This is a genomic window from Corallococcus caeni, from assembly GCF_036245865.1.
Classification (GTDB): domain Bacteria; phylum Myxococcota; class Myxococcia; order Myxococcales; family Myxococcaceae; genus Corallococcus; species Corallococcus caeni.
The window spans coordinates 995,640-1,012,065 of record NZ_BTTW01000003.1; the positions used below are offsets into that span (position 1 = coordinate 995,640).

Annotated in this window: 14 protein-coding genes; 6 read left to right on the plus strand and 8 right to left on the minus strand. The window is 70.5% G+C overall.

Features of this window, described 5'->3' with window-relative positions; translation table 11 throughout:
• Positions 1-32 precede the first annotated feature (32 nt).
• Both AABA78_RS18140 and AABA78_RS18145 read left to right on the plus strand, forming a co-directional pair.
• Positions 33-908 (plus strand): OmpA family protein, encoded by an 876-nt coding sequence (locus AABA78_RS18140; protein ID WP_171413723.1) that lies wholly within the window; start codon positions 33-35, stop codon positions 906-908.
• A gap of 175 nt (positions 909-1,083) precedes the next feature.
• Complete coding sequence (locus AABA78_RS18145) at positions 1,084-1,824, plus strand: fatty acid desaturase family protein (RefSeq protein WP_338264271.1); 741 nt, start codon at positions 1,084-1,086, stop codon at positions 1,822-1,824.
• Positions 1,825-1,850: 26 nt separating this feature from the next.
• Here the strand turns inward: AABA78_RS18145 and AABA78_RS18150 are convergent, their stop codons facing one another.
• Complete coding sequence (locus AABA78_RS18150; RefSeq protein ID WP_338264272.1) at positions 1,851-3,233, minus strand: ATP-binding protein; 1,383 nt, start codon at positions 3,231-3,233, stop codon at positions 1,851-1,853.
• Positions 3,234-3,487: 254 nt separating this feature from the next.
• Here AABA78_RS18150 and AABA78_RS18155 point away from each other — a divergent pair, with 254 nt between their 5' ends.
• Positions 3,488-4,504 carry an alcohol dehydrogenase gene (locus AABA78_RS18155; protein WP_338264273.1) on the plus strand — a complete coding sequence of 339 codons (1,017 nt, stop codon included), beginning with the start codon at positions 3,488-3,490 and terminating at the stop codon, positions 4,502-4,504.
• Between the two features lie 83 nt (positions 4,505-4,587).
• Positions 4,588-6,117 carry a M28 family metallopeptidase gene (locus AABA78_RS18160; RefSeq protein ID WP_338264274.1) on the plus strand — a complete coding sequence of 510 codons (1,530 nt, stop codon included), beginning with the start codon at positions 4,588-4,590 and terminating at the stop codon, positions 6,115-6,117.
• Positions 6,118-6,157: 40 nt separating this feature from the next.
• On the opposite strand, the gene AABA78_RS18165 is transcribed toward AABA78_RS18160, so the two are convergent.
• The 3 genes from AABA78_RS18165 to AABA78_RS18175 all read right to left on the minus strand — a co-directional run bounded on the left by AABA78_RS18165 (position 6,158) and on the right by AABA78_RS18175 (position 10,730).
• The gene (locus AABA78_RS18165; RefSeq protein WP_338264275.1) at positions 6,158-6,355 is read right to left on the minus strand and encodes a hypothetical protein; all 198 of its coding nucleotides are present in this window, start codon (positions 6,353-6,355) and stop codon (positions 6,158-6,160) included.
• Positions 6,356-6,626: 271 nt separating this feature from the next.
• Positions 6,627-8,705, minus strand: coding sequence for a sodium-translocating pyrophosphatase (locus tag AABA78_RS18170; protein WP_171413730.1), 2,079 nt, complete (start codon positions 8,703-8,705; stop codon positions 6,627-6,629).
• A 330-nt stretch (positions 8,706-9,035) separates the two neighbouring features.
• On the minus strand, positions 9,036-10,730 hold the full coding sequence (locus AABA78_RS18175) for an alpha/beta hydrolase (protein WP_338264276.1): 1,695 nt from the start codon (positions 10,728-10,730) through the stop codon (positions 9,036-9,038).
• Positions 10,731-10,983: 253 nt separating this feature from the next.
• Here AABA78_RS18175 and AABA78_RS18180 point away from each other — a divergent pair, with 253 nt between their 5' ends.
• Both AABA78_RS18180 and AABA78_RS18185 read left to right on the plus strand, forming a co-directional pair.
• Positions 10,984-11,655, plus strand: coding sequence for an SDR family oxidoreductase (locus AABA78_RS18180; protein ID WP_338264277.1), 672 nt, complete (start codon positions 10,984-10,986; stop codon positions 11,653-11,655).
• Entirely contained in the window at positions 11,655-12,431 is a 777-nt protein-coding gene (locus tag AABA78_RS18185; protein WP_338264278.1) for an SDR family NAD(P)-dependent oxidoreductase, read from the plus strand. Before AABA78_RS18180 ends, AABA78_RS18185 begins: the two co-directional genes overlap by 1 nt.
• On the opposite strand, the gene AABA78_RS18190 is transcribed toward AABA78_RS18185, so the two are convergent.
• The 4 genes from AABA78_RS18190 to AABA78_RS18205 form a co-directional block, all read right to left on the minus strand.
• Positions 12,361-13,095, minus strand: a complete 735-nt coding sequence (locus AABA78_RS18190; protein ID WP_338264279.1) for a TetR/AcrR family transcriptional regulator — start codon at positions 13,093-13,095, stop codon at positions 12,361-12,363. The two genes, AABA78_RS18185 and AABA78_RS18190, sit on opposite strands and share 71 nt — an antisense overlap.
• Positions 13,095-14,159 (minus strand): saccharopine dehydrogenase family protein, encoded by a 1,065-nt coding sequence (locus tag AABA78_RS18195; RefSeq protein ID WP_338264280.1) that lies wholly within the window; start codon positions 14,157-14,159, stop codon positions 13,095-13,097. The genes AABA78_RS18190 and AABA78_RS18195 overlap by 1 nt, the downstream gene beginning before the upstream one ends.
• A gap of 240 nt (positions 14,160-14,399) precedes the next feature.
• The gene (locus AABA78_RS18200; RefSeq protein ID WP_338264281.1) at positions 14,400-15,788 is read right to left on the minus strand and encodes a pyridoxal phosphate-dependent decarboxylase family protein; all 1,389 of its coding nucleotides are present in this window, start codon (positions 15,786-15,788) and stop codon (positions 14,400-14,402) included.
• An 89-nt stretch (positions 15,789-15,877) separates the two neighbouring features.
• Positions 15,878-16,423 (minus strand): ester cyclase, encoded by a 546-nt coding sequence (locus tag AABA78_RS18205; protein ID WP_338264282.1) that lies wholly within the window; start codon positions 16,421-16,423, stop codon positions 15,878-15,880.
• Between the last annotated feature and the right edge of the window lie 3 nt (positions 16,424-16,426).

Sequence of the window (16,426 nt, forward strand, 5' to 3'; positions counted from 1 at the left end):
GCCTCCGTCCATTCCACCCTGGAGGTCGCGACATGGAAACGGAACGCGGAAGGGCCTGGGTCCCCTGGCTGGTGACGGCGCTGGTGGCGGTGCTCGCGGGCCTGGTGCTGTATCTGTCGCATCGCAGCACGACCCGCGCGGACGCGGAGGCGGCCGTGGCGGCGGCCCGGGCCAGTGACGCGGAGGCGGCGAAGCAGCAGCTGGAGGCGAAGCTGGCCGCGCTGGAGGCGGAGCACGCGAAGCTGTCCACGGAGAAGGAGCAGCTCAACACGGAGAAGGAGCAGCTCAGCCAGACGGTGCAGGAGCAGGAGGCGGAGCTGGCGCGGCTCAAGGCCACCTACGAGGACCTCCAGGACAAGATGAAGAAGGAGATCGCCGAGGGCGCCATCCGCCTGACGCAGGAAGGGGGCCGCCTCCAGGTGGACCTGGTCGACAAGGTCCTCTTCGATTCAGGCGACGCCAGCATCAGCGCGCGCGGCCAGGAGGTCCTCACCCGGCTGGGCGGCGTGCTGTCCAAGGTGGATGACAAGCTCATCCAGGTGACGGGCCACACCGACGACTCCCCGCCCACGCAGAAGCTCCAGGCCACCTTCCCCACCAACTGGGAGCTGTCCGTCGCGCGCGCCGTCAACGTGGTGCGCTACCTCCAGGACAAGGGCGGCGTGCCCGCGAAGCGCATGCTCGCGGCGGGCTACGGCGACACGCGGCCCCTGGCGGCCAACGCCTCGCCGCAGGGGCGCGCCCGCAACCGCCGCATCGAGCTGTTGTTGATCCCGGAGCAGGCCGCCCGGCGGAACCCCGCCATCGCGAAGGCGACGTCCTCGAAGGCGACGCCCGTGAAGGGGACTCCCGCGAAGGCGTCCGCCGTGAAGCCCGCCGTCGGGAAGAAGGCCCCGTCCGGCCGGTAGTCGCGAGGGCCTGCCCGACTTCTATCCCCGACTCCGCCAGCTGATGCCCTGAAGGGCCGTGTACCGCCAGGGGGAACGCGGGACGGTTAGAACCGCCTCGCTGCTCCACCCGTCGTCGGGTTTCACCCTCGACATGGCCTCTCCGGAACTGCTCCGCGGTGTGAAGTGGAAGGACTTGAGGACGCTCTCGACCCGGGAGCTCCTCATCGAGAACAACCTGACCCTGCCCTGGTTCTTGTTCTCGATGCTGCTGGCGTACTTCGAGCACTACGCCCTCGCCCTGCCCTTCTCTGCCTTCTTCTTCCTCACGGGCCTGAGACAGGTGCACAACGGCTTCCACCGCGCGCTGGGCACGAACCGGTTCCTGACCTGGTTCACGCTGTATTCCAACAGCGTGCTGATGGTGGTGTCGCTCCACGCGGTGAAGTTCAATCACCTGAGACATCACCGCTACACCCTGGCGGAGGGAGACTACGAGGGGAAGTCAGCGGGCATGTCCTGGTACGGCGCCATCCTGTACGGCCCCGTCCACATGTGGCTGATCCACAAGGTGACGCTCCAGCAGGGAGACAGGAAGTACCGCTGGAACGTCCTGTTCGAGCTGGCCTCCATCGCGGTCTTCATCGCCGGGGTCTTCCACCTGCGGCTGCACTTCCTCATCTACCACGTCGCGGTGATGGTCCTGGGCGAGTGCCTGATGGCCTTCTTCGCCGTGTGGACCGTGCATCACGACACGCAGGATGCCCCGGCGCTCGCGCGGACCCAGCGCACCGGGTGGAAGAACCTGCTCACGTTCAGCATGTTCTATCACCTGGAGCACCACCTCTTCCCGGCGGTGCCCACCATCAAGCTGCCGGAGCTGGCGAAGCGCCTGGACGCGGCGCTCCCCGGGTTGGAGAAGCGCGCGACGTTCTGAAGGGACCGGGCTCAGTCCCCAACACCTCAGGCGCCGTACGGCAGTTCGACCGTGAAGGTGGCCCCGAGGCCCGGTTCGCTCTCCACGCGGATGACACCGCCGTGTGCCTCGATGACCTGTCTGGCGATCCACAGCCCGAGCCCCAATCCACCATAGTGGTTGGTGGAGACCGCGCGCTCGAACCGGTCGAAGATCCGGGCCTGGGCATCCAGGGGAATCCCGATGCCGGTGTCCCGGACCACGAGCGTCGCCCTGTCCCTGGAGGCCTTCACCATCACCTCCACGGCCCCGCCCGCTCCGTACTTGAGGGCGTTGGAGACGAGGTTCGTCACCACCTGCTCAAGCCGAGCCCCGTCCCATTGGCCTCGCACCGACGGATCGACGAGCACCCGGAGCTGACAGCGCGACTGGGCCGCCGCTTCGGCCGAACGCTCCACCACCTCCTGCACGAGCGCGGACAGGTCACACGCCCCCACCTGGAGCGTGAGCCGCCCGGCGCCTATGCGGACGGCATCCAGCAGTTGCTCCGCGAGGGTGCCGAGCCGCTGCGCCTGTTTCCGCGCCCGCGACAGCCGCTCCCACATGTGGGGATCACCGGTCTGTTGCACCAGGTGCACGAGCGAGTGGAGCTGGAGCTGGAGGGTCGTGAGTGGCGTCCGCAGCTCATGCCCGGCGATGGACAGGAAGTCATCGCGCAGCCGCACCGCCGTCAACAACTCCGTCTCCACGCGCTTGCGGTGCTCGATCTCTGCTTCGAGCATCCTGGAGCGCTGCTGAAGGGCGGCGATTTCGCGCAGGCGCAGCTCGTCGTCAGGGACCTGCGAATAGGACTCGGTGGGGCTGACGTGGGAATGCGCGGCGCAGACCTGATGGAAGGTCCGCGCATCCTCCTGCGTCTGGAAGCCTCCCAACGCATAGGCGCAGAGCACGCTGAACGAATACGACCGGCCCAGCTCGTTCCACTGCTCCTCCAGGAGGAGCGCGGCCTGGGGGTTTTGATCCTTCACCAGCAGGTCCACCATCTCGCCGTAGGCGCGCACCTTGCGCCCGCCCGCGGCGCGATGACTCCTGTCGAGGACCGCGCCGATGACCTGCTGGAAGCGGCTCCAGTCAGGCAGCCCTCCCACCATGAACCGCGCCAGGGTGTCCCGGGCATCCAGCAGGACGAGCCGCCCGTCCTCCAGGGCGGGCTCCACCTCGAAGCCCATGGCGTTCAGCTGCGCCTTGATGCCGCTGAGATGTGCTTCCGTCGCGATGACGACAGCGGGTTCACCCACCTGGAAACCCGTGGCAAGGAACCTCGCGACCACGTCGAACAGGAAGGACGGGGCCTCGTAGAACTGGACATGGTGGTCGCCCCTGGCTGGCGGAGACAGGCGCGGGGCCGGACTTCCCTGGGCGGAACGCATGAGGGAGCATACAACCGGCGGAGGAATTGGCATCCGCCTCGCCCCTCATCCCGAAACCAGACGACTTTGTTCAGGGCCCTGGGTGCCGGGGACGGTCGGCTGCTTGACTGGCTTTGACCGCCAGATTGCGATTCTTTGACGTTCGATGAGTGGCCAGGGCCTGTCCTTCCTGCTCGCCCTCCGACCCGGCGTCCTCCCCTACTCCCCGTGCGCGCGCACCGCGTCATCCCCATCCCTCCCTCCGAGGAGACGCCATGGCCAGGAAGATGAAGGCAGTGCAGGTGCCGAAGGCGGGAGGCCCGCTCGAGGTTGTCGAGCGCGAGATCCCCGAGCCCGGTCCGGGGCAGGTGCGGCTCGCCGTCGAAGCGTGTGGCGTCTGCCACAGCGACGCCATCACCAAGGAGGGCTGGATGCCCATCCAGTACCCCCGGGTGCCGGGCCATGAGGTGGTGGGCCGCATCGATAAGGTGGGTCCTGGCGTGACGGCCTGGAAGGAAGGACAGCACGTCGGCGTGGGCTGGCACGGGGGGCATTGCGGCCAGTGTGTCGCGTGCCGCAGCGGGGACTTCGTCACCTGCGAGAAGCAGCAGATCTGCGGCATCAGCTACGACGGCGGCTACGCGGAGTACCTGGTCGCGCCCCAGGAGGCGCTGGCCCGCGTCCCGGAGGGGATGAGCTCCGAGGATGCCGCGCCCCTGCTCTGCGCGGGCGTCACCACGTACAACTCCCTGCGCAACATGGGGGCGCGGCCGGGTGACCTGGTGGCGGTGCAAGGCATTGGCGGCCTGGGTCACCTGGCCGTCCAGTACGCCCGCAAGTTCGGCTACCGCACCGCCGCCATCTCGCGAGGCGCGGACAAGCGTCCGCTGGCGCTCGAACTGGGTGCGCACGAGTACATCGACACGGAGAAGGGCTCCCCGGCCGAGGCCCTCCAGAAGCTCGGCGGCGCGCGCGTCATCATGATGACCGCGTCGAGCAGCAGCCTGGCGGGAGAGCTGCTCGGAGGCCTGGGGCGCAATGGCACCCTGCTGCTGCTGGGCGCGGGCTCCGAGCCCATCCCCGTCAGCAGCGGGTCCATGATTGGCAAGCGCACGCGCATCCAGGGCTGGCCCAGCGGCGTGCCCCAGGACTCGCAGGAGGCCATGGCCTTCAGCGCGCTTTCGGGCGTGCGCTCGCGCAACGAGGTGTTCCCGCTGGAGCGCGCGACGGAGGCCTTCGAGCGGATGATGAGCAACAAGGCCCGCTTCCGGGTCGTGCTCAAGATGCGCTGAAGGCGCGGGCGGCGACTCGCGCTTGCCGGGGGACGGGCGGGGTGGAGATGCTTGCGCCGTCCTCTTCCCCCGGTGCCCTTCGCATGTCCCCTTCCCGCCCGCTGATCCGCCTCGCGGCGCTGTCCCTCGCCCTGGCCCTCCCGGCACCCTCCAGGGCCGACGCGCCCCTCCCTTCCGCGCGTGAGCGCGAGGCCGCGCTGCTCGTGGGGAGCGTGCTGGGAGGCACGCCCATGCTGGAGGACCTGCGCTCGCTGGTGGACGAGGTGGGCGGCAGGGCCACGGGCTCCGACGCCAACACCCGCTCCGTGGAGTGGGCGCTGGAGCGCTTCCGCGCGGCGGGCGTGACGGCGCGCGCGGAGCCCTTCCCCATGCCGGCGCTGTGGCTGGAGCGCGGCGCCACCGCCTCCGTGCAGGGCCCGGGCGTGCGCTTCGCCCCGCGCGTGGCCGCGATGCCCTTCTCCGCCGCCACGTCCAGGGGCGGCCTCACCGCGCCGCTGCTGGAGGTGGGCCGCGGCACCGAGGCGGACTTCCAGCGGGTGGGCGCGAAGGCGCGGGGCGCGTACCTGCTGGTGGAGACGGACGAGCTCAAGGACGTCGACGGGCTCTTCCGCGAGTACGACGAGGCGGCGGTCATCGAGTCCCGCGCGTTCGCCGCGGGCGTGGCCGGCGTCGTCTACATGGGCAGCCGGCCCGGCAACCAGCTCTACCGGCACAGCGTCTCCGTGGGCCCCCGGAACACCCGTCCCATGATGGTGATGGAGCGCGACGGCGCGAAGCGCGCGCTGCGGCTGCTGCGCGCGGGCAAGGCCCTGAGCCTCACCGCGACGCTGGACCTGCGCACGGGCGGCCCCTACGAGGCCCGCAACGTCATCGGCGAGATTCGCGGCACCACGCGCCCGGACGAGGTCGTCGTGCTGGGCGCGCACCTGGACAGCTGGGACCTGGGCGGTGGCGCGCTGGACAACGGCGCCAACGTCGCGATGCTGCTCGACCTCGCGCGCCAGATGCAGCGCCTGGGCCTGAAGCCCGCGCGCACCCTGCGCTTCGCGCTGTGGAACGGCGAGGAGCAGGGCATGTACGGCTCGGCCGGCTATGCGCGCACGCACGCGGCGGAGCTGGACCGGCACACGCTGGCGCTGTCGGTGGACATCGGCTGCGGGCGCATCACCGGCTTCTACACGAACGGCCGGGCGCCGCTGGTGCCGCTGGTGGACCGGGCGTTGAAGCCGGTGGAGGGCCTGGGGCCCTTCACGCAGCTGGACGTGCCGGTGGTGGGCACGGACAACTTCGACTTCATGATGCACGGCGTGGCCAACCTCATCGCCAACCAGGAACCGGCCACGTACGGACCCAACTACCACGCGCGCTCGGACGAGTTCGAACAGTGCGACGCCCGCACGCTGCGCGCCAACGCGGCCGTGGTGGGCGCGCTCGCGTGGGGCTTCGCCACCATGGACGAGAAGCTGCCCCGCCAGAGCCGCGCGGAGGTGGAGGCGCTCATCCGGGACACCGACCTGGGCCAGCAGATGAAGGCCTTCAACGTCTGGGAGGAGTGGGCCAGCGGCGCCCGGGGACATCCCCTGGAAGGCAAGCCCGCGCCCGCCCCGCGCTGAAGGCCTTACGGCCCCCACCAGGGGGCCAGGCCAGCCCCCGTCAGAGCGCCGGCTGATCCTGTTGCACCCGGGCCTCCACCTGGCGCTGGAGGGCCTGCAGCTGCTCCAGCCGGTCCCTCAGCTCCCCGCGCAGGTCGCGCTCGTCGGTGTGGAGGACCTCGTCGTGCAGCCCCTCGATGCTTTCGGCCAGACAGGCACGGAGGAGGTGGATCTGCTGCGGGGAGAGTTCCAGGACCATGGGACACCTCACTGTCAGAGGAACAGCGGTGGCACTCCTCCCCCACACACCCGAGGGAGCGGGTGCGAGCGCGCGCGCGTCAGGCCCGTGAGGGCCGAGGCTGCTGCTGCTCCTGAGGCCTGGCGCGCAGGCGATCGCGGAACACCGTGAAGTGTAAGCACGCGCTCGCCCACCGCCCCATGGCCCGGCCAGACATCGCCCGGCCGGGTGTTCGGTCTTCCACACCCAGGGTGCGGCGCGCCCAGGCAGGGGGCCGCACCCCGAGGGCGTGCTACCGCAGCGCGATCAGCGAGGCCACGAGCAGCGAGACGACGCTCATGACCTTGATGAGGATGGCCACGCCGGGGCCCGACGTGTCCTTGAACGGGTCGCCCACCATGTCGCCGACGACGGCGGCCTTGTGGACCGCGGAGCCCTTCGCGTGGCCCGGCAGCTTGCCCTTCTCGATGAACTTCTTGGCGTTGTCCCACGCGCCGCCCGCGTTGGCCATGTAGAGGGCCATGGTGGCGCCGACGACGAGCGAACCGGCCAGCAGGCCCGCCAGGGCGAGGGGCCCCAGGACGTAGCCCACCAGCGGCGGGGCGACGATGGCGATGAGGCCCGGGAAGATCATCTCGCGCAGGGCGCTCTTGGTGGAGATGTCGACGATCTTCTTGGGGTCCGGCTCGGCCTTGAGCTCCATCAGGCCCGGAATCTCACGGAACTGACGGCCAATCTCCTCGACGATGGCGCCGGCGGCGCGGCCCACGGCGAGCATCGTGGAAGCGCCCACCAGGAACGGCAGGATGGAGCCCAGCAGCAGGCCGACGATGACGTTCGGGTTGGTCAGCTCCAGGCTCATCTCCGCCAGACCGTTGGCGACGCGCGTGTGGTTGACCTCCAGGTTGAACGCGGAGAAGAGCGCGATCACGGTGAGCGTCGCGGAGCCGATGGCGAAGCCCTTGCCGATGGCCGCCGTGGTGTTGCCCACCGCGTCCAGCTCGTCGGTGATGGCGCGCACGTCCGGGCCCAGGCCGGACATCTCGGAGATGCCGCCCGCGTTGTCGGAGATGGGGCCGTACGCGTCCACCGTCATCACGACGGCGGTGCCGCCCAGCATGCCCACCGCGGAGAGCGCGATGCCGTACAGGCCGAGCGCGCGGTCCGCGATGTAGGCCACCAGGGCGATGGTCGCCATGGAGATGCCCACGCTCTCCATGCCCACGGCGAGGCCGCGGATGAGGTTGGTGCCCGCGCCCGTGATGGAGGCCTCCGCGATGCGCTGCACCGGCGTGGAGGAGGTGTAGTAGTCCGTGACGAGGCCGATGATGGCACCGCCGAAGGCGCCCGCGGCCAGCGCCACCGTGATGGACTGGGACAGGCCGAACACGTTCATCATCACGAACGACAGGCCCACCAGGATGACGGGGGGCATGATGAGCGCGCTGCGCAGGACCTGCGCGGGGTTCATGTGCTTGAGCGCGCGAGCGATGAAGATGCTCAGCAGGCTGACCACCAGGCCCACCGCGGACAGCACCAGCGGGAGGATGACGCCCGCGATCTTCGCGGAGCCCGTCGCGTTCGTGTCCACCACGAGGCGGGAGAGCTCCGTGGAGTTGGCGGTCAGCGCGATGGCCATGGCGGCGACGATGGCGGCCACCATGGACTCGTAGATGTCCGCGCCCATGCCGGCCACGTCGCCCACGTTGTCACCCACGTTGTCGGCGATGACGCCGGGGTTGCGCGGGTCGTCCTCGGGGATGTTCTCGATGACCTTGCCGGCGATGTCGGAGCCCACGTCCGCGGCCTTGGTGTAGATGCCGCCGCCCACGCGCGCGAAGAGCGCGATGGAGCTAGCGCCCACGGCGAACGAGTGGAGGATGGGGGACAGCTCCGGGCTGGACCGGAAGAAGTAGTAGACGACGCCCATGCCGATGAGGCCCAGGCCAGCGACGGCCAGGCCCATCACGGCGCCGCCATCCAGCGCGACCAGCAGCGCGTTCGGCTTGGAGCCGGTGCGCGCGGCCTGCGCGGTGCGCACGTTCGCGAACGTCGCGGCCTTCATGCCGATGTAGCCCGCGAGCAGCGACAGGAACGCGCCCGCCACGAAGCTCGCGCTCGCCGTCGGTCCCAGCGCCAGGCCGATGATCACCGCGACGACGACGCAGTAGATCGCCAGCACCTTGTATTCGCGGACGAGGAACGCCATCGCGCCTTCGCGGATGTAGCCCGCGATGCGGTTCATCGTCGCGTCACCGTCTGGGAGCGCCTTGACGCGGAAGTAGAAGAACGCAGAGAAGAGCAGACCCACGGCGCCGATGACGCTCGGTGCGATTGCCCAGAAATTCGACTCGAGACTCGACAACTCCATCCGTTCCTCCAGAGCGGTCCCGGGGGGCCTCAGACCGCTCGCCCTGCGGATCGCTCGCGTGCCGCGCGAAATGTGCGGAGGGCCTATACGTGATTTCAGGGCAAGCTGGGAGCCTCGGAGCGGATCCTCGGGAACGAGGGCCTGTCCGGGGCCGCCAGCGCGGGAGGGGCCCCAGGCGACAGCCGCAGCGGAACGGAGCCGCTGAGAGGCCATAAGTACCTGGACTCACTCATGATTCATGGCTGGGGAGGGAGCCCTGACGCGCTGAAGTGCCCCGCGGGGGCCCGCCGGGTGAAGGTTTGAGGCCCCCCCTTTACAGGGGCGCCGCACTCAACGTGCGCGCAGCAGGGCCTTCAGCCTCGCCGTCTGTTCCGGGCTCCAGCCCTCGGGCCGCAGGAGCGCGGCCCAGCCGTCCACGTGCTCGCCGGTGTAGACGTGGCCGTACCCCGCGGGCACTTCCATCCCCAGCGGAAGGTCCGCCGTCACCTGCCAGAACGTCACGAAGGGGATCCACACCATCTCCCCCAGGACGTCGGCGCCTCGGGGCTCGCGCAGCCAGTCCGGCCGCCGCACCAGGAGCCGGGGGCTCCACCAGGTGATGGGGTCGGAGGGGTGGAGCAGGTACAGCACGCGCGAGTCACCCCAGGGCGCGGACGCGGGCGGGATGTCTTCGCCCGGCCTGCGGCTGAAGCGGACGATGCGGCCCTGGCGGTAGATGGGCTCCACCTCGGGGCTGCCCGGGTCCCGGTGGTCGGTGAACGCGCGATACAGGGTGTTGAAGTTCGGCGGCCCGACGAAGAGCACCCCGTCGGTGCGGTTGGCCAGGTCCCGCTCGCCGCTGAACGCCGTCTCTCCGCCGTAGGAGCCCAGGCTCTCACCGAACACCAGCAGCTTCGGGCGGTGCGCGGGAGGAAGCCGGGACCAGCGCTCGTAGACGGCGTCGAAGAGCGCACGGCCTGACTCCCGGGCCCGCTCCTGATCCACCAGGACGGAGAGCCACGACCACAGGTGCGAGTACTGCATGGAGACGATCGCGGAGTCGCCGCCGGTCATGTACTCGAAGGCGTCCACGGCCTCCGGCACCACCCAGCCACTGCCCGTGGTCGTCGCCACCAGCAGGTACGCGCGGTCGAAGCCGCCGGCCCGCTCCAGGTCGTCGACCGCGAGCGCGGCCCGGCCCTCCGCATCCGGCGCGGAGGCATAGCCGGCGTACGCGCGGATCGGCTCCTTCACGGCCGGGCCATGGAATCGGGAGAGGTCCTCGACGGAGGGCCCCCGCCCCACGAAGTTGCGCCCTTCCCTTCCCAAGGAGTCCCACGCGATGCGTGAGCCGGCGCCCCCGGAGCGCAGCGCGGTGCGGGGTCGGACCACGCCCTCGTCGGTCAGCGTGTCCTGCACCGCCAGGGTGCGGTCCGCCATCGAGATGAGCCCGTCCCACAGCACGCCGCTGGCCACCAGCGCGGTGAGCACCACCACGGCCAGCAAGCTCGTCGCACGGGCCGCGCGAGGACCGATGTGCCTGGAGAGCCGCGCGGCCAACGCTCGGGCCACGGCGCGCAGACCGCGTCCCAGGGCGACGAGCAGGAAGAAGACGACCGCCGCGACGAAGGGGGCGAGCAGGTACCCCGCGCCACCCGACGCGGCCATGCCCATGAGCTCGCGGATGCGCTGCTGCCAATGCCAGCCCAGCAGCAGCGAGGCGACCAACGCCACGCCGCCCGTGATGAAGAAGGCCTGCCACGCGCGCGGGCGCGGAGTCCTCGCGGGGCGGTCCGCGAACTCCCGCCAGAGCCACGCCCCCAGACACCCCAGCCCATAGCCAATGGCCGCGCTGAGGCCGCTGACGAAGCCCTGGAAGGGACCGCCGCGCGGCAGCAGGGACGGCGTGAAAGCCAGACAGGCGAAGAGGAGCGCGACCCAGGACCCCGGCAAGGTGTAGCGGAGCCAGCGGGGCCAGGCGCGGCCTGCACGGCTGGCCTGGCGCGCCGCGACGGGCTGCTCGGCGTGGGTGAGGAAGTGCTCCATGCGGACTCCCGGCAGGTGCGCTGGCTTTGGCCTGCCAGCCAGGGAGACGGCAGCCATTGAGGCTCGCCGTCCCTCCAGGGCGCACTCCAGAGGGTAGGCCCCGAGAGTGCTCTCCGGCAGCGTGCGCCCGTCATGGCCGGTGCTCATGCAGTCGGCGCACCTGAGGCTCGTGTCGTTGAAGGATGCGCGCACGGCCCAGGACCTTCCGTACTACCTTCCCCACGGGCATGCCCCCAGGGGAAGGACACGGCGCTTGAGCACTCGGAACGTCATCGTCGTCGGAGGAACTGGCGACATCGGGCGCGCTGTCGTCCACAAGCTGCGCGCGGAAGGACTGCGCGTGCTGAGCGCCGCGCAGGACGTGACCGAGGAGCCCCCGGACGCGTTGCACGTGGACGTCACCCGCGAGGACTCCGTGACGTCGATGTTCGACAAGGCGGAGGCGCGGTCGGGACCGCTCTCGGTCCTGATCAACTGCGCGGGCTTCGGCGTCTTCACGCCCATCCACGAGACGTCCCTTGAGGACTGGAATCGCAGCCTCGCCGTGAACCTCACGGGGACGTTCCTGTGCGCGCGCGAGGCCGTCCGGCGGATGAAGTCCCGAGGTGGCGGGCGGATCATCCACATCGGCTCCGTGAGCGACCACCTCACGCTCCCCATGAACGGCGCCTATGCCGCGTCAAAGCACGGCGTCCGGGGACTGACGGGCGTCCTGAACCAGGAGGGCCAGGCGTTCGGCATCCGCGCCACGCTCCTGTCCCTGGGTGCTGTCTACACCGCCTTCTGGAAGACCCGGCCGGAGTTCAGCCCCGCGGACATGCTCTCCGTGGAGGACGTGGCCCAGTGCATCTGGGAGATCGCCATCAAACCCCTGAACGTGCGCGTCGATGAGGTCCGCCTCGTCCCGCCCCGAGGAGTCCTCTGATGAAGACGCAACCGAAGGCCCCTGTCGCCGTCGTCACCGGAGCCAGCCGGGGGATCGGCGCGGCCATCGCCACCGCGCTGGCCCGGAGCGGGTTCGAGGTGGCCCTGATGTCTCGCGACGTGGCCGCGCTGGAACAACTCCAGAAGCAGCTGGTTGAGGCCGGGGGCCGCGCGTGGCCTCTGGCCTGTGACGTCGCGAACCGGGCCGACGTGACGTCAGCGCTGGATCAGCTCGAAGCGAAGGTGGGCGCGCCGGCGGTGCTCGTGAACAACGCGGGCATCGGAGGACCGTTCCATCGCGCGGACGAGGTCAGCGTCGCCGAGTGGGACCTGCTGTTCGGCGTGAACGTGGAGGGCGTGCGCAACCTGTGTCAGTGGGCGCTGCCGCGCATGAAGGCGCAAGGGTACGGGCGCATCGTCAACATCGCGTCCATCATGGGCCTCTTCGGAGGGGCGCAGTCGTCCACCTACGCGGCCACCAAGCACGCGCTCGTGGGCTATTCGAAGGCCATCGCCGCGGAGTGGGGAGCCTATGGCATCACCTGCAACGCGCTCTGCCCTGGCTACATCGAGACGGAGATGCTGGCGAAGGCGCCCGCCGCCGCACGTGAGCGGCTGCTGGAGCGGATCCCCGTGAAGCGCTTTGGAACGCCGGAGGAGGTGGCGGGCCTGGTGGCGTTCCTCGCCGGGCCTGCTGGCGGCTACGTCAACGGGAGCGCGCTGGTGATGGACGGTGGGCTGTCGGCACATCTGGCGTCCGACCTGCCGTCGTTCTGACGCTGGGCTCCCCTGGAAACAGCACCTGCTCCAGCAGCACGCGCAGCTCCTGCTCCAGTCCAGGCACCGAGGCGCCGCGCAGATTCCCGCCGCCCCGGAAGAGGGACAATCCTTCGAAGAGGGCGACCAGCAGCGCCGCGCGCCGTTCCCGGCGCGCCGGGGAGAGCTCGGGATCCAGCTCGCGCAGCAGCTCCACGACGCCCGCGCGATAACCGGCGTAGAAGACCGCGAGCGCGTCGGCGACCATGGCATCCCTCGCGGCCATCGCCCACAGCTCCGCGAAGAACTGGCAAGCATGCGCTGAGTCCTGGTCCTCCAGGATGGCGTCCACGGCCAGCCCAAGCCGCCGCGCAGGCTCCTCTCCTCCGCCCTCCATCCGCTCGCGGACCCGCTGGAGCGCCTGCGCCAGGTAGCGCGCCAGCAGCGCCCGCACCACGTCCTGCTTCGTCGGGAAGTAGTACTGGAGGTTGCCCAGGCTCACCTCCGCGCGCTGGGCCACGGCGCGCAGGCTGAGCCCCGCGTAGCCGTCCTCGGCCAGGACCTCCAGGGTTGCATCGAGGATGCGCCCCACGCGCTCGGTGCCCTTGGCGTGCACCGCCGTCCCCTTTCGGGGGCTCGCGGAGGGCAGCGCCCCCGGGACCTTCTTGCTCGAGCGGCGGGCCATCACGCCACCTCGCGCGCCAGCTGCTCGTCGATGCGGACCTCGACCCCGCAGGCACGCAGGGTGGCCAGCGTCTCCTCGGGCCGGGGCTCATGCTCCGGGAACCACACGCCCGGGGGCGGCGGAGGTGCGCCATCCAGCCCCAGGAGCCGCTCCGCGCCCAGCAGCGCTCCCACAGCGGTGAGGTGGGCCTGTCCCCGCGGATCCACCATCTCGATGCGGACCTTCCCCCGCGCTCCCTCCACGTCCGCGACCCACGCCGCTTCACCTCCCGTGTTGCTGCCGGAGAGCAGCGCCCGGCGCAGCGACGTCCAGCGCGGATGCTGGAGCAGCCGCAGGATGCCCAGCCGCTGGAGCACGACGAGCGTCCAGGTCGCGGAGCCTGAGTCGAAGCCCAGCCGCGTCGTCACGGTGCGAGCGCCCAGCACCCGAGGCAGCGTCGCCTGTTCAGGGGTGTCGAGCCGGAACACCCGGGTCTGGCGTCCATCGGAGAACGTCACCCGCCGTCCGTCCGTCAGCGGCAGCACGTGCCGCTCCTGTCCGTCCTCCGTCACCTCGAAGGACAGGCCCAGCCGGTCCATGTACTCCAGCGAATCGGGCCCGGCCTGATCCGCGAGCGCGAAGCGGATGGCCACCTCCACGCGCTCCAGGCGCCCCACCCTTCGCGCCGCCATCGCCACCAGGCGCGGCACCAGCCCCGCCATCCACGCGGAGCCGAGCACCACCGGCGCGGCCGGCGTCGCACCGGAGAGCCGCAGCACCGTGGCCTTCAACCGGGACGTCCACCGGGTGATGTCCAGCACAGGCACGCCGGCGCGAGACGCCGCCAGCAGCAGCGTGTCATCCGGGTCGTTGACCAGGGACAGCACGGCCCGGGGCTTTCCCCCCAACGCCGCCAGCGCATCCGGAGAGCGGACATCCAGCGCGACGCCCTCCGCCCGCCCCAGACGCTCGGCCAGCTCCTTGGCGGGCGCTTCCCGGCGCCCGGCGATGAGCAACGGCAGGTCCGGGTGACGCTCCCGCAGCAACACGGCGAGCTGTGCACCCACCACTCCATAGCCACCCATCAGCAAAACCTGGCCTTCAGACTCCATGGCGAATCCCCCGCGCAGGCACGGTTCCTTCCGTGACCCGTGACGAATATAGGTCGAATGACCTATTTCTTCACGACATTCGACCGCGAGCGCTGGAAACGCCCTGCGCCGCTGCTTCGGCCGACGCCCATTCGCCATCCTGGGGGCGCCCATGCGGGTCTTCCCTCGTGCTCGTCGCCGGGTGTGGCGGCCTGGGCGTGCTGAATGCCAGCTTCACCCAGCAGAAGTAGCCGAGGCCGCCGCCTCCAGCGCCGCGAGGATGAGGGGGAGATCTGCTGCGTCGGTCCGCCAGTTGGAGAAGGCCGCGCGCAGACCCGGGCGACCGGCGTACTGCGTCGGGGTGAAGTGCACGCGCCCATCTGCTTGCAGCGCCTGAAGGAGGCGGTCACGGCGCGCGGCATCCCCCGAGCGCAACGCGAAGCAGACGATGTTCAACTTCACGGGGGCGAGCACCGCGTAGTGCGGTGACGCCGCGAGTCCCTCTCCCAGGTCACGTGCGAGCGCGCAGCTGCGCTCGACGAGCGCGCGGTGCCCGTCGCGACCGTAGGCCATGAGCGTCATCCACGCGGGCAGCGCCCGGAAGCGGCGCGAGTTCTCAGGCGTGCGGTGCAGCAGATCCGGCCCCTGGCCGAGATAGGCGGCCACCGCGCGGAAGACGCGCTCCTGCAACGCGAGGTGGCGCGTGAAGACGATGCCGGAGTCATAAGGGACGTTGAGCCACTTGTGGCCGTCCGCCGCGATCGAGTCCGCGTGGGCGAGCCCCCGCAGCAGCTGCGCATGCGCCGGGCTGCAGGCCGCGAAGATGCCGAAGGCACCATCCACGTGCAGCCAGGCCCCGTGGCGGCGGCACAACTGCCCCAGCGCCTCCAGGTCGTCGAAGTCCCCGGTGTTCACCTCTCCCGCGCTCGCGAGCACGATGGCCGGTGCGCCGCCGAGTGCCGCGAGCCGCGACTCGAGCGCCTGCGGGTCCATGACGGGCCGGTCCGGGAGGCAGGGGACACCCTCCACCGCGCGCCGTCCCATGCCGAGGATGGAGAGCGCCTTGAGCACGCTCGCGTGCGGCGCGCCACCCAGCACCACGGGCCTCGGCAGGCCCCACAGCCCCTCCTCGCTCACGTCGTGCCCAAGCCGCTCCATCACCCACTGCCGGGCGGTGGCCAGCGAGACGAGGTTCGCCGCCGTCGCACCGCTCACGAAGGCGCCCTCGAAGGACTCCGGCAGGCCGAAGAGGGAGCGCAGGAGCCCCAGCGCTTCCCGCTCCACGCTGGTGGCGAGCGAGTCGCCGTCGTTGCTCACGTTCTGGTCGTACGCGGAGACGAGCCAGTCGCCCACGAGCGCCGCGGGCGTGGTGCCGCCGGTGACGAAGCCGAGGTAGCGCGGCCCCGCTGAGCCGGAGAGCCCTGCCTCGTAGCGGCGGCGGAAGAGCGCGAGCGCGTCCCCGGCCCCCAGTCCCGCCTCGGGCAATCCCAGCGGCTCGGGCGGCGCGGGGCGGATGCACGCGGGGCGCTCGGGCAGGGCGGTAAGGAATTCGAGGGCACTCGCGCGGGCCTGTTCGAGCAGGTCCGGGAGCAGGGAGAGGTCACGGGAGAGCAGGTCACTCATCTCCGCGTGACACCGAGCACGATTCGCGGGTCCATGGGCGCGGAAGATACCACCCGGCTTCGGCTCCACACTTCCCACCTTGCACCGCTTCAGTCAGCGAAGGTGGGCGGCCGGGTCTCGGTGAGCTCGGGTGCGGGCGTGCCGCCGGACATGGCCAGGAGCCCCTTGAAGCAGCGGACGGCCAGGAGCCAGTTCTTCGGCGACTTCATGTCCAACCCGCCCAGGAGCTGTTTGAGCATGCTGAGCGTGTCGAAGTAGACGCGCTCACAGACGAGCTTCTCGGCCTCGTCGAAGATGAAGTACGCGCTCATGCGCACCCGGAAGCGGCTGCCCGTGGGCGGAATGGCGCCCAGCGGCCCCAGGTGGGTACCCATCAGCCAGAACTCGACGATGACGGCGTCATCGCTGTGTCGCAGGGCGATGATTTCATGGTGCTGGTCCGGGAACGCCACGCGGGTTTCCCGGTAGTAGTCCCGCACCGCGCGGTCCCCGTCGTGCACCTTCATGGTGGGGACCAGCTCGTAGTGCGGATGCGGGAAGGTCGACAGGACGTCGTCCCAGTCCTGCCTCACCTCATCGCGAAAGTGATCCAGGACCAGCTTCTGTCGCGCCTTGCGTCTGACGTCTGTCGTCACGGG